Annotated in this window: 13 protein-coding genes and 3 pseudogenes; 3 read left to right on the forward strand and 13 right to left on the reverse strand. The window is 41.7% G+C overall.

Annotation, left to right across the window (positions count from 1 at the left end):
- From BGC07_RS20775 to BGC07_RS14195, 13 genes and pseudogenes are all read right to left on the reverse strand, one after another.
- Positions 1-1,434, reverse strand: a 1,434-nt coding sequence (locus tag BGC07_RS20775) for a DUF4118 domain-containing protein (RefSeq protein WP_158006954.1), incomplete at its 3' end; no start/stop codon positions are given.
- A complete protein-coding gene (locus tag BGC07_RS14145) occupies positions 1,400-1,633 on the reverse strand; it encodes a hypothetical protein (RefSeq protein ID WP_069313625.1) in 234 nt (77 codons plus the stop codon). The genes BGC07_RS14145 and BGC07_RS20775, both read right to left, overlap by 35 nt.
- Before the next feature lie 12 nt (positions 1,634-1,645).
- Entirely contained in the window at positions 1,646-2,230 is a 585-nt protein-coding gene (gene kdpC, locus BGC07_RS14150) for a potassium-transporting ATPase subunit KdpC (RefSeq protein ID WP_069313626.1), read from the reverse strand.
- A gap of 9 nt (positions 2,231-2,239) precedes the next feature.
- Positions 2,240-4,314 (reverse strand): annotated as a pseudogene (gene kdpB / locus BGC07_RS14155) (potassium-transporting ATPase subunit KdpB).
- Positions 4,315-4,330: 16 nt separating this feature from the next.
- Positions 4,331-6,057: pseudogene (gene kdpA, locus BGC07_RS14160) on the reverse strand (potassium-transporting ATPase subunit KdpA).
- A gap of 9 nt (positions 6,058-6,066) precedes the next feature.
- Positions 6,067-6,153 (reverse strand): K(+)-transporting ATPase subunit F, encoded by an 87-nt coding sequence (kdpF, locus tag BGC07_RS23970; protein WP_069313627.1) that lies wholly within the window; start codon positions 6,151-6,153, stop codon positions 6,067-6,069.
- A 455-nt stretch (positions 6,154-6,608) separates the two neighbouring features.
- Entirely contained in the window at positions 6,609-7,139 is a 531-nt protein-coding gene (locus BGC07_RS23975) for a pyridoxal-phosphate dependent enzyme (RefSeq protein WP_394332139.1), read from the reverse strand.
- Positions 7,085-7,576: a pyridoxal-phosphate dependent enzyme gene (locus BGC07_RS23980; protein ID WP_394332124.1), complete on the reverse strand. Its 492-nt coding sequence runs from the start codon at positions 7,574-7,576 to the stop codon at positions 7,085-7,087. Before BGC07_RS23980 ends, BGC07_RS23975 begins: the two co-directional genes overlap by 55 nt.
- Positions 7,577-7,780: 204 nt before the next feature.
- Complete coding sequence (locus tag BGC07_RS14175; RefSeq protein WP_069313628.1) at positions 7,781-8,167, reverse strand: response regulator; 387 nt, start codon at positions 8,165-8,167, stop codon at positions 7,781-7,783.
- Positions 8,168-8,242: 75 nt separating this feature from the next.
- On the reverse strand, positions 8,243-8,506 hold the full coding sequence (locus BGC07_RS14180; RefSeq protein WP_069313629.1) for a helix-turn-helix domain-containing protein: 264 nt from the start codon (positions 8,504-8,506) through the stop codon (positions 8,243-8,245).
- A gap of 2 nt (positions 8,507-8,508) precedes the next feature.
- On the reverse strand, positions 8,509-9,303 hold the full coding sequence (locus BGC07_RS14185) for a DUF2975 domain-containing protein (RefSeq protein ID WP_069313630.1): 795 nt from the start codon (positions 9,301-9,303) through the stop codon (positions 8,509-8,511).
- Between the two features lie 40 nt (positions 9,304-9,343).
- The gene (locus BGC07_RS14190; protein WP_235603256.1) at positions 9,344-9,928 is read right to left on the reverse strand and encodes a shikimate kinase; all 585 of its coding nucleotides are present in this window, start codon (positions 9,926-9,928) and stop codon (positions 9,344-9,346) included.
- Positions 9,885-10,357: pseudogene (locus BGC07_RS14195) on the reverse strand (peroxiredoxin). Before BGC07_RS14195 ends, BGC07_RS14190 begins: the two are co-directional and overlap by 44 nt.
- Positions 10,358-10,441: 84 nt before the next feature.
- Between BGC07_RS14195 and dapA the strand changes: the two are divergent.
- Genes dapA through purC form a run of 3 tightly spaced genes read left to right on the forward strand, consistent with a single transcriptional unit; the run spans position 10,442 to position 12,365 of the window.
- Entirely contained in the window at positions 10,442-11,323 is an 882-nt protein-coding gene (gene dapA / locus BGC07_RS14200) for a 4-hydroxy-tetrahydrodipicolinate synthase (protein WP_069313632.1), read from the forward strand.
- A gap of 8 nt (positions 11,324-11,331) precedes the next feature.
- Positions 11,332-11,595, forward strand: a complete 264-nt coding sequence (locus BGC07_RS14205) for a hypothetical protein (protein ID WP_069313633.1) — start codon at positions 11,332-11,334, stop codon at positions 11,593-11,595.
- Positions 11,596-11,651: 56 nt separating this feature from the next.
- Positions 11,652-12,365 (forward strand): phosphoribosylaminoimidazolesuccinocarboxamide synthase, encoded by a 714-nt coding sequence (gene purC, locus BGC07_RS14210; RefSeq protein WP_069313634.1) that lies wholly within the window; start codon positions 11,652-11,654, stop codon positions 12,363-12,365.
- Positions 12,366-12,868: the final 503 nt, after the last annotated feature.

Consider the following 12,868-nt stretch of genomic DNA (forward strand, 5'->3'; position numbering starts at 1 on the left):
AGTAAAATTATCAGTGTTAAAAATGTAAGAAAGCTCTTTTTTGAGAAGATCTTTAAATTGATCAATATTATTTGCTGTTATTATTTTTTCTGAAAAAATTAATAGGGTTTTATAGTATTTTTCTCGTTTGATAAGGCTTTGCTTTTCTGTGCGCAGGCGGCTAGTAATGTAGTGAGCTGCTAGTGAAATAATGCTAAATATCCCAAAAGTAAGTATGCCTTGGATGCTGCCCAGAGCAAGGCTGTTGTAAGGTGGAATAAAGAATATACAGTAAATTAATAGCCCTAAACATGATGAATATAAAGAGACTTTTGCGCCCCAACGGTAAGCAGAATAAATATTTGTTAGTAAAAAGAGCATGATTGCGGTGCTTTCAGGGGATAAGTAATGGGAAAATAACCAGGATAATCCACCTGATAGTGTTGTGAGCAGTGTGGCTTTTAAATAGTGGTTAATAGATGGTTTTTCTCGATTTTTTGGCAGAGGCTTAATATAGCTTTCTTGAGACTTATCATTAACAATATGAATGTTAATTTTACCACTGTGGCGGATTACTTCATAAACGATGGATCCTTGGATTTTATCACGCCAGTGATTGCGAGTGGACTTTCCCATAACAATGAGATTAACATGAAATTTATGAGCCGCTTGGATAATTGTTTTTGCTTGATTTGTCGCGGGGATGACTAGAGTATGGAAACCGAGCTGTTCAGCAAGGCGGATGTAGTGATGAATGCGTTTATTTTTGTTTTGTGAATAATAGATACTTTTCGGTGTTTCAATGTAAATAGCAATGAGTTGAGATTTATGGGTTTGAGCAAGCTGTTTAGCTTGACGAATGAGGCGTGGAGTTATGGGATTAGTGCTTAAACAGACCATAATCGTATTGCTGTTTAAATAGCAATCATCAACGCCTAAAGCGACTTGGTGGGCAATTGCTTGATGATTGACATTTTTTGCTGCTATCTTTAAAGTTAATTCACGCAAAGCCATCAGTTTTACCGGGGTGAAGAAGTGATTAACTGCACGGTTTGCCTGATCCTTGATATAAACTTTACCTTGTTCTAGACGCTCTAATAACTCATTAATCGGTAAATCGATCACCACAATATCATTGGCTTGCTCGAGAATAGAATCAGGTACAGTTTCACGAACTTTTATTTTTGTAATATGTTGGATTTCATCATTTAAACTTTCTAAATGTTGGATATTAATCGTAGTATAGACGTTAATGCCATGATCTAATAATTCTATAATATCCAGATAACGTTTTTTATGAATGGCTCCAGGAACATTACTGTGAGCGAGTTCATCGATAAGCACAAGATCAGGTTTGAGTTGAATCACTTTATCAAGATCAAGTTCTTTAAACTTTTTTCCGCGATAAAGATAGGATTTTTTAGGAATAATCGGGATACTTTTTAGTGAGTGCATAGGTTTCATGCCGGCCATGTGTTTCAATAATTGCACTTCTAACATCAATGCCTTTTTTTAGGGCTTGATGAGCAGCCTGCAACATTGCATATGTTTTACCCACACCCGGAGCCGAACCTAAAAAAACTTTAAGCTTACCACGACCGGAATAGTCAGCTTGGATGGTTTTAAGTAAGGCTTCTGGGTTAGGTGTAGGCATGTGATTTAATTCTTAATGTTTATTTTTTTGTTTGGCTGCTTGGGTATGGTCAAGAGCTAAGTTAAGCTCTAAGACATTCACATGGGGTTCGCCTAAAAAGCCGAGTTGACGATGAACGGTATATTGCTTAATTAATTGATTGATTTGATCGATGCTCTTATGTCTTACGCTAGCAATACGAGCTGCTTGAGCATAAGCATTAGCAAGGGAGATATCCGGATCGATGCCACTGCCTGAGGTTGTCACTGCATCGATGGGTGTGTTTTTTACCCCAGGATTATTATTTAAATAAGCGTGTTGCCGAGTTTCTACTTGCTTGATTAAATTTTCATTCGTTGGGCCTAAGTTAGAGCCTGAAGAGGGCATGGGTTGATAATCGATGCTTGAAGGGCGTGGGTGAAAATACTGAGCTTTGCTAAAAGGCTGAGCAATTAAAGCGGAGCCTATCGCCTCATTATCTTTATACAAAATACTGCCATTGGCTTGAAAAGGAAATAAAGCCTGACCGATGAGTGTGATCAGCCCTGGATAAAGCAAACCTAATGTTAAAGTCATTAAAAGTAGCAATACACTGGCTGAGCGAAATGTTGCAAACATGATTTTCTCCTATGCAAGCCCGAGAGCATGAATGATGGCGTCAATAATTTTAATGCCAATAAATGGCACAATGATGCCGCCTAGGCCATAAATAACAAGATTGCGCTTTAATGCACTTGCAGCAGAAACTGCTCGATAAGTTACTCCTTTTAGGGCCATTGGAATCAAACAGATAATGATCAGCGCATTAAAAATAATCGCAGCAAGCACGGCACTTTCTGGAGTGGCCAAATGCATGATGTTCATTTTTTGCAAAATTGGGTAGCTACTGGCAAAGATTGCAGGAATAATAGCAAAGTATTTGGCGACATCATTGGTAATGCTAAAGGTGGTAAGTGCGCCACGGGTCATGAGTAGCTGTTTGCCTGTTTTAATAATATCAATGAGCTTAGTCGGATCAGAGTCCAAATCAACCATATTACCGGCTTCACGTGCTGCACTGGTGCCTGTAGCCATGGCCACACCAACATCTGCTTGAGCAAGTGCTGGGGCATCATTCGTACCGTCACCACACATCGCTACCATTTTTCCTTGTATTTGCTCTTTTTAATTAATTCAAGCTTTTTCTCAGGAGTCGCTTCAGCAAGAAATTCGTCTACACCGGCCTCTGAGGCAATGGCAGCAGCAGTCAGGGGGTTATCCCCGGTGACCATCACCGTTTTCACTCCCATGCGGCGTAACTCAGCAAAACGCTCAGCAATACCACGCTTGATGACATCTTTTAGGTGAATAACTCCCAATAGCTGATCGTTGCGACAAACGGCAAGCGGGGTGCCTCCTTGCTGTGAAACGTGGCTGATTACCTCTTGAGCTTCTTGAGGGACAGTAATATCGTGCTTTTGTGCCCAATTAAATATAGAGTCTGCCGCTCCTTTACGAATTTCTTGGTGATTAAATTTGACGCCACTCATACGGGTATAGGCTGAGAAAGGGATAAATTCCATCGATTTTTTGTCATAGATTTCAGAGTTTAAGTGATAGCTCTCTTCAGCTAAAGCGATGATAGAACGACCTTCTGGTGTTGTATCATCAAGTGAGCAAATCAGGGCTGCTTCTGCGAGGTCATTTTTACAAACACCGGGCATTGGAATAAATTCAGAAGCAAAGCGATTACCTATTGTAATTGTGCCTGTTTTATCGAGCAATAAAGTATCAATATCGCCAGCAGCTTCAACGGCGCGTCCTGATTTAGCCAGCACATTGGCATGTAAAAGACGATCCATGCCTGAGATGCCAATGGCTGATAATAAGCCTGAGATTGTTGTGGGAATTAAAGTAACAAACAGCGCAATCAGTAGGCTGATGGGTACGGCATGGTGAGTGTATAAAGAAAAACATAAGGTTGTACAAACAACAACGATAAAGACTAAAGTAAAGCCAGCGAGTAAAATATTTAACGCAAGTTCATTCGGTGTTTTTTTACGTTCAGCACCTTCGACCAATGAGATCATGCGATCGATAAAACTATCGCCAGGTTTTGAGGTGATTTTTACTTTTACCCAGTCTGAAATAACGCGCGTTCCTGCGGTGACTGCACAGCGATCCCCCCCACTTTCGCGAATCACAGGGGCAGATTCGCCTGTAATTGCTGATTCATCAATGGCGGCGATACCTTCAATGACGTCACCATCGCCTGGAATAAAATCACCCGTCTCAACAAGGACAATATCACCAAATTGCAATGCTGGCGCATCAATAAGATCAAATTGCTGGTTATTTTCTTGTGTTAAGCGCTTTGCTTTTAAATTCGACTTGGTTTGTTTTAAGCTTGCTGCTTGGGCTTTGCCCTTGCCTTCAGCAATGGCTTCAGCAAAATTACCGAACAATACAGTAAACCAAAGCCATAATGCAATTTGGGCGGTTAAAAATGAATGGGTTGCATGACTAATGAGTTGAGAGACAAAAATCAGGGTGACGAGTATGGCAGTGATTTCGACACAGAACATGACTGGATTTTTGATCATCACTTTAGGGTGTAACTTTTTGAATGCATCGATAATGGCATTTTTGATAATTGATTTTTCGAATAATGAATGGTTTTTAACCGTTGTTTTTTCATTATTGGCTGTATTTGTATAAGACATTACAACTCCTTAATTTTTAAAATACTGTGCCAGCATTCATGAAAAATTGCTCAACAATAGGGCCAAGCGCGAGCGCCGGGAAAAAATTGAGGCCAGCGATGAGTACGATTGAACCGATGAGTAAGCCGATAAAAAGGGGTCCTGTTGTTGCGAGCGTGCCGCTGGAAACAGGTACTTTCTTTTTCTTAACAAGTGCACCTGCGATGGCAAGGACTGGAATAATCATAAAAAAGCGACCAAAAAACATCGCGAGTGCGGTGGTTAAATTATAAAATGGCGTGTTAGCGTTCAGCCCCGAAAAGGCACTGCCATTATTATTGGCTGCTGAAGTAAAGGCATAGAGAATTTCACTAAAGCCATGCGGTCCTGGGTTACTCAGTGAGCTTAATGCAGTAGGTAAGACACAAGCGATGGCAGTAAATAATAGGGCTAAAAAGGGTGAAATGAGTAGTGCGAGCATAACCAACTTCATTTCTCGCGCTTCGATTTTTTTGCCTAAAAACTCTGGAGTACGCCCCACCATAAGCCCAGCAATAAAGACAGCCAGCAAAGCAAACATGATAATGGCATAGAAACCAGAACCGACACCGCCGATGATCAGCTCGCCTAATGCCATATTGATAATGGCAACTGCGCTGCCGGCAGGGGTATAACTGTCTAGCATACTGTTAACACCACCATCGGAGGCTGCGGTGGATACTGTGTTATAAAGGGCAGAGTCTGCGATACCAAAGCGCACTTCCTTGCCTTCCATATTGCCACCGATATTTGTACTGCTCGCATGTTGATTAATGCCGATATTATGCAGTATCGGGTTACCTTGAGCCTCAAAGTGATACATGCTAAAGACGCCAATGGCAAACATGATAAGCATGGCAGCAAGTAAGGTCCAACCTTGTTTGGTGTGACCGACCATGCGACCGAAGACATTGGTTAGAGCCGCCCCGATTGCAAAAATCAAAATGACTTGGACATAGTTAGTTAAAGCGGTTGGGTTTTCATAGGGGTGAGCAGAGTTTGCGTTAAAAAAACCGCCGCCATTGGTGCCAAGTGACTTAATCACTTCCTGAGAAGCAATCGGCCTTGAGGGAGTACTTGCTGTATGCCCGATAGGGTTGTTGCCGTTGTATAGTGATTAAAGTTCTGTGGTGTGCCTTGCCAGATCAAAACTAAACTGACAATGATGCAAAGAGGGAGCAATAACCATAGGGTAATGCGAGTGAGGTCGACCCAGAAATTACCAATGGTATTCATAGACTTACGTGCAAAGGCACGGATTAGGGCGATGGCAACGGCAATTCCTGTTGCTGCAGATAAGAAGTTTTGTACTGCAAGTCCTGCCATTTGGGTGAGATAACTCATGGTATTCTCACCACCATAGCCTTGCCAGTTTGTGTTAGATGCAAAGCTGGTGGCTGTATTAAAAGCGGAACCAGGCTCGACATTGCCAAGGTGAGCTGGGTTGAGTGGCAAATAGGCTTGCAAACGCTGTAATAAGTAAAGGAATATAAGCCCTAACACATTAAAAACAATCAGTTGTATTGCATAATGTTTCCAATCTGTCTCTTGCTGTGAGCTCACCCCAGCGAGGCGATAAAAACCGCGCTCAATAGGGCGTAACACAAGGTCTAATCTGGTCTTTTCTCCTTGCGCTACACGAGTGATATAGCCACCGAGTGGTTTTGTGATGAGGATGAGAAATGCAATAAAGACGATAATCTCAATGAAGCCATAATACGTCATAAAAACTTCCTAAAATTTTTCGGGGAAAATTAATGCATAAAGCATATAAATGAATAAAGCCAAGGCAATGGCTGCTGAAATTATAGTCAGGATCATAAACTATCCTCTTCTTTTTGATGTTGCTCTTTATCAAGAAGTGCAATATACAGCATAGAAATTAACAATAGCCCGATGGTAAAGCCGATAAAGATTAAGTCAGACATGAGATCTCCTACCCTAAAATATATTCACTATAAGTTGAGGAGGTTTATTTTAAGTGAGTCGCTGGGGCCTTGGCAGGGTGAGGAATAGATTAAAATATAAACAAAATATAAAATGTCTTTAGAGCGCTAATAGTGGGTGTTTCAGATGGTGAATCTAGGGCGTGCTGAGGCTTTATACTACATCATGCCCTGTCTTGTTACCTTTGCGAGGCTAGTCAGATCGAAGCATCCCATCTTGGCTCTTTTCGTAGCGATTTTTGCTTTAAGGTAGACTGCTTTAATTCTATAAGTTTCTGAATGATATTATTTTTTAATATTTAATGAATTTTTCGAGGCCCCTAGCTACTTTCACGAGATTGCACTTAGATACTTATCCAGATTGATGTTGCGACCACAGAGAATGGCAGCGACTTTTTTACCTTGGTATTGGTCGGCAAGTTGCGCTAAGCCTGCAACTGCAACGCCGGCGGCGCCTTCGATGATCCAGCGTTCATACTCGCCAATGTGCTTCATTGCGCTTTTAATGGCTTGTTCGCTAATTAAGACTTTTTGATCGATGATGCTTTGGGCAAGTTCTAGAGTAATAGTGCCTTCTTCGATGCCTCCGGCGGTGCCATCGGAGAGGGTTTCATCATCTCGGCTGTCAGGAATAATATAGCCAGCATTTAAAGCGTTATAAAGTGCGGGTGAATGCTCTGGCCAACAGCCAATAATATTAATACTAGGGTTAATTGATTTAATGGCGTGGCCAATACCAGAAATTAAACCGCCACCGCCGACAGCAATAAATACAGCATCAAGTTCGCTACATTGTTCGAGTAACTCTAAGCCAATGGTGCCTTGTCCAGCAATAACGTTGATATCATTGTAGGGGGAGATGAAAAATTGATTGTTTTTTCTGCTTGCAGGCGTGCTGTTTTCTCAGCAATCAGGCAGTCATCGCCTGAAGTTTTAATGATGGTCGCACCCAGAGCGTTAATTGCATTTAATTTCATGATCGATGCTGTTTCTGGGGTATAAATGGTTGCATGACTATGGCCAAGCTGTGCGGCGAGTGCAACCCCTAGACCATGATTGCCTGAAGAGGCTGCGACAATGCCACGCTGACGTTCACTTTTCGACATTAATAAGACTTTATTTAATGCTCCTCTGAACTTAAAAGAACCTGTTTTTTGTAGATGCTCACATTTTAAATAGACTTCACAGCCTAATTGTTGGCTTAAAGCTGTACTTTTTTCAAGCGGCGTTGTTTGAACGAAATGCTTTGCTGATTTTATTCGTAGATGAGCGGCAGCAATGTGTTCAGAAAGGTTCATGGTTTCTCGCTCCCTCATAAGATTTTTGTAAATGGTTACCCGGCCAAGTTACAAGACATTGGCACCGTAGCTCATTATGCTCTTGCCTTAAATGCACCATGCTGTTGTAAAGTTCAACGGGTGCAGGTTTTTGTCTCCTGTCTAAGTTAATTTAACAGAAGATTTGATTTATCACTTGTATTATTTTAAGAGAGGATTGACTTACTAGTAACAGCTCGAATCTTTAATATGGAACTTTGAGTTAGGGATGTTCATTGCTGCTGTAAGTGTAGCAATGAGTTTGCCCCGTTCATATGGCTGAGTCAGATAGCCTTTGGCTCCATGATTAAAGGCATCTTCGACTTGTTGAGCTTGGTGGTTTTCTAAGTTAACGACAATATTAGCATTACGGTGACGGCTGTAGAGCTTATTCAGTTCTGCAAGTCCTGAAAACTGTATGATCACTAAGTGAGGCAGGTGAATTTCGTAAATAGAATGGAGGCTTGTTGGGTCTTGTGCAGTCATGATGACCTCAAAAGAAGAGTTCTCGAGCAATGACTTTAGCTCTGTGCAGTTTCTCTCGTTATCAAAAATAATCGTCCTATGGCCCATGTTACACACTTTCCTTGTGTTTGGTGACTGTCTATGCCGTTTATGTATATAAGTATAGCTAGAAGAAGGGGAAGGTTAGGCTGTTGATGTTTCTTTATCTGTGCGGTTGTTTGGTTTTGTATTTGTTTCTTCTGGCTCTGGGCGATACTCAAGAATGTCGCCAGGTTGGCATTCTAGATATTCACAGATAGCCTCGAGGGTCGAAATACGAATTGCTTTGGCTTTACCATTTTTTAAAATCGACAAGTTTTGCGCAGTGATGCCAATGTGATTGGCAAGCTCACTGGCTTTGACTTTGCGCTTGGCAAGCTGTACGTCGATGTTAATAATGATTGCCATAATTAAACTGTGTAATCCTCTTGTTCTTGAAGTCGTTGCCCTTCACGCATTACATATGAAATTATAACAATGAGTAGACCAATAAACCCGGCGATATAGCTACTTTCTTGAACGAGAATGCGGACTGCGTAGTGACCTGGCCCTAGATGTAAAGAGAGAACAAAGGTTTGCAAGGACTGGGCGATGGGTTTTAGAATTGCCCAAAGCAGCGCACTCCAGCCAATTTTGTTGTATAAGGTGACATTTTCTTTAGTAAAAACAAGGCCACGCTCATAATTTTTAAAGAGGCGAATAATAATAAAGCAGCCATAGGAGAAAATCAGATAGGGCGCGACTCCAAAGACTAAGCTGGTCATGCGTGTTGGGTAGTTAAGTTGCTGGATAGAGCAGAGGCTTTCATTGCTTGCTGTAATATGGTTACAGTTAAAGGGATAAAGCCACTGCATTAAAGAAGGGATAATCAATAAAATAACAACGGCAAAAAGAACAACGCTAAAAAGAATACGAGAAAAGAAGCTGCCTTGAGTAACATAGCCTTTGCGTAGTAAATGAATGAGCGAGAAGCAGGTGAGTATGAATGTCACAAAGCTTGCAAGTGGCGAGAAATTGGCAATGTAGCTAAAGAGCTCTGATTGACTGGCACTAAGCTGGATATCAATCGCTGGGGTGATGACAAATACCAGCATTGCAACAACCGCTTGCACTAATAGCGATGCGAAGCCCACGATACATAAGATGATAAGTACCGCTTTTAAAAAATGATTTTTCTCACCGACTCGGTAGGAATCTATCGCCATATCGTTCGTTTATGCCTTACAATCAGGTTAATTAACCCTGTTATTTTACTGGACCTACTTTATATTGCAAGCAACCCCATTGTCTGAAAAGCCTTGTAAACTGTTGCTCTAGGCTGATTTGATCCTGGCTGTTCTCTACTTGATCATGCTCTTTATTGGCAGGCTCTTGAACTGCAAGCAATTTATCCACCCAGTCTGGTGTGACCCAATCACCTCGAACAGCCAGACGCTTTAGCTGTAGCCGCCTGGAGGTAGTGATATGGACAAAGTGAGCATCAGGAAAGGCGTTGTGTAGTTGTTCACGGTTTTTCTTTTGGCTAATCGCCTGAGCCATTACAACATGGGGGTATTGGTTAAGGTAATGCTGTGTATGGCTAATGACCTCAGTAAAGAAGTGATCACGCATGGGTTGCGTGAAAGGTTGTTTATTTTGTATGCACTGGCGCATCTCGTCGGTGAGATGGATGTCTGCATCATAAAAGTAGAAATCATAGGTTCGGGCCAGCCACTCAGAAACATAATTTTTGCCGACGCCAGGTGGTCCATAAAGAATAATCAGCATTGCTTTAGCCTGCGCATTGTTAAGTGGTAAGTTCTTGTACAGTGTTGAGCACTTCACTGACATGACCTTTAACTTTGACCTTACGCCATTCTTGACGTAATACGCCTTGCTCATCAATAAAGAAGGTGCTGCGTTCTATTCCTAAGTATTCCTTGCCGTAGAGATTTTTTAAGTTTGATCACATCGAAAATTCGGCAAAGCGCTTCATCAGGATCACTGATCAGTTCAAAAGGGAAGTCATGCTTAGCTTTAAAGCCTTCATGGACACGCAGGCTGTCTTTGGATACGCCAAAAATTAATTGTGTTACAGGCGTTAAACTCATTGATGGCATCGCGAAACTCTTGCCCCTCTGTTGTGCAGCCAGGCGTATTATCACGTGGATAGAAGTAAATGATAAGGTTCTTGCCTTGCAGCGCTTTAGAATCTACCGTTGTGTTATTAGTCGCTTGTGCTGTGAAATGGGGGATGGCTTGATTTATTGTGGTACTCATGACTTATATTTACCCGAGTATTGTGTTTAATTGCCCAAGAGTTTACCATGTGGAGCATAAGAAAGTCATCGTATGAGGAAGTTTGTGATTAAAGGAAGCATTGTTGCACTTGTGACTCCTATGACTGCTGAGGGGCAGCTTGATATCGAAGCGTTGCGTGGATTGGCTGAGTGGCATGTCCAATCGGGAACCTCGGCGATTGTGGCGATGGGAACCACCGGAGAAGCGTCGACGTTGACGGCGGATGAAAACCGCGCGGTATTGCAGCATGTTGTTGAGCAGGTGGCAGGCCGAATTCCCGTCATTGCAGGCACGGGTAGTCCTTCGACTCAAGCGACGATAGAAAAAACACAGGCGGCTCATTCTCAAGGGGTGGATGCCTGCTTGTTAGTGACTCCTTATTACAATAAGCCAACCCAAGAAGGTTTATATCAGCACTTTAAGACGATTGCTGAATCTGTTGCGATTCCTTTTATTCTCTATAATGTTCCAGGCCGCACTCAGTGTGATTTGTCTGTTGAAACGACTGCGCGTTTGTCTAAATTCGATGCTATTGTCGGCGTTAAGGATGCAACGGCAGATTTAACACGTGTTGCACAACTGCGAGCAATGTGCTCAGAAGGGTTTGCTTTATACAGTGGTGATGACCCAACGGCACGCGAATTTATTCAGTTGGGGGGCCACGGCGTGATTTCAGTCACTGCAAATACTGCACCTGTACTGATGCAGCGAATGTGTGATGCATTGATGCAAGGTGACTTTGCTTTGGCTGAGAGAATTGATAATCAGCTATTAAATTTACATCATGCGTTATTTTCTGAGTCGAATCCGATTCCAGTGAAGTATGTTCTACATAAAATGCAGCGGATTGCGCCTGGAATTCGCTTGCCACTAACATGGCTTTCTGAAGAAAAACACTCTGCTATTGATGCGGAAATTAGGCAGTTAATCGAAACAACAGAATAAGGGTAAACATGAAGCTAAAGCTAGGTTTTGCGATGGCTGCATTCGCGGCAATATCCGTTTTGGCCGGATGCTCTTCTTACGATAAGATCGTTCGTGACCACTATGATAACTATTTATATACAACACCAAAAGTGGGCCCAGCATTGAAGACACCCAGTAATTTGAGTACACCTGAACAGTCAACCGGGCGTTATCCGTTGCCAAGTGACTTCAAAGTAGTGGGGTCCTCCAACCAGGCTGATTTATCTCCCCCCAATATTCTTAAAAAATAACACCGTCATTTTTCATTATTCGTCTAGCCCGCGCACTAAGTGAATTAGGAGTGATTATGCAGAAGAAGTCGCTATTGTACTCAGGTAAAGTGAAGTCTGTTTACCAGACAGAGGATCCGGAACGTTTGGTGATGGAGTTCCGTGATGATGCGACCGCATTTAATGGCGTGAAGCATGAATTACTCGAGAACAAAGGCAAAGTGAGTAATATCTTTAATGCGTTTATAATGCAGAAACTGGAAGCTGCTGGCATTAAGACCCACTTTATCGAGCAAATTTCTGATAACGAATCTTTAGTTAAGCCTCTCGATATGTTGAGGGTTGAGTGTGTTGTTAGAAATGTTGCTGCGGGTAGTTTAAGTAAACGATACGGCATAGAAGAAGGGGCTGAGTTAAGGGCACCTATTTTTGAGTTTTTCTTAAAAGATGACGAGTTGGGTGATCCGATGATCAATGATGAGCATATTGTCGCTTTTGGCTGGGGAACACGTGAAGATATTAATAAAATGCGTGAACTCACTATCAAAGTTAATAGTGTTCTAAAAGAGTTGTTTTTGCAAGGTGAAATTATACTGGTTGATTATAAGCTTGAATTTGGCTATAACAACGGCGAACTACTCTTAGGCGATGAGTTTACTCCGGATAATTGCCGATTATGGGATGCGAGTACTCATGAAAAAATGGACAAAGACCGCTTTCGCCGTGGTTTAGGCAGTGTTGTCGAATCTTACATTGATGTTGGCCGCAGAATCGGAATCTCCTCTCTTTAACTGTTTTGCATTTTTGGCTGAATGGGCTTATTGTTCAGCCTGGGTTTCCTTGCTAATTTAGCTATTTGAAATATGCTGTTATTTTTCTGGCTGTTATGCAAGCCATTATGAGGATAAATGTTGAAATAACCCGGTTTTGGATGTCTCTAATATTTATAAATTATAAATCAAAAATTTGTTTAGGTTCTATTCATTTAACAGTGCAAGCTGCTAAATTCATGGAGTTGTGCTGAGTTGGTGGTGAGCCAAGACTCTGTTCTCTTCTGAAAATTCATTCCCGTTATTTAATGCTCTTGGGTGAGTTGGTGTGCTTACGAAGGTTTTAAAGATTTTTCTGTATAGTTTTTGATGGTTGTTTAGAGGATAATGGCCTTCGCTTGAAGGCTGTTTTTGGGTAGTGATGCAGGAAAATTTTGAATGATGTTATCTCTAAAAATAAAAATATATGGAGTTTAACTTTATTTTTCTGTTATTTAAATAAGGGGTCTTCATCTGTATCGTTG

Origin of the sequence: Piscirickettsia litoralis, assembly GCF_001720395.1 — a bacterium.
Taxonomy (GTDB): domain Bacteria; phylum Pseudomonadota; class Gammaproteobacteria; order Piscirickettsiales; family Piscirickettsiaceae; genus Piscirickettsia; species Piscirickettsia litoralis.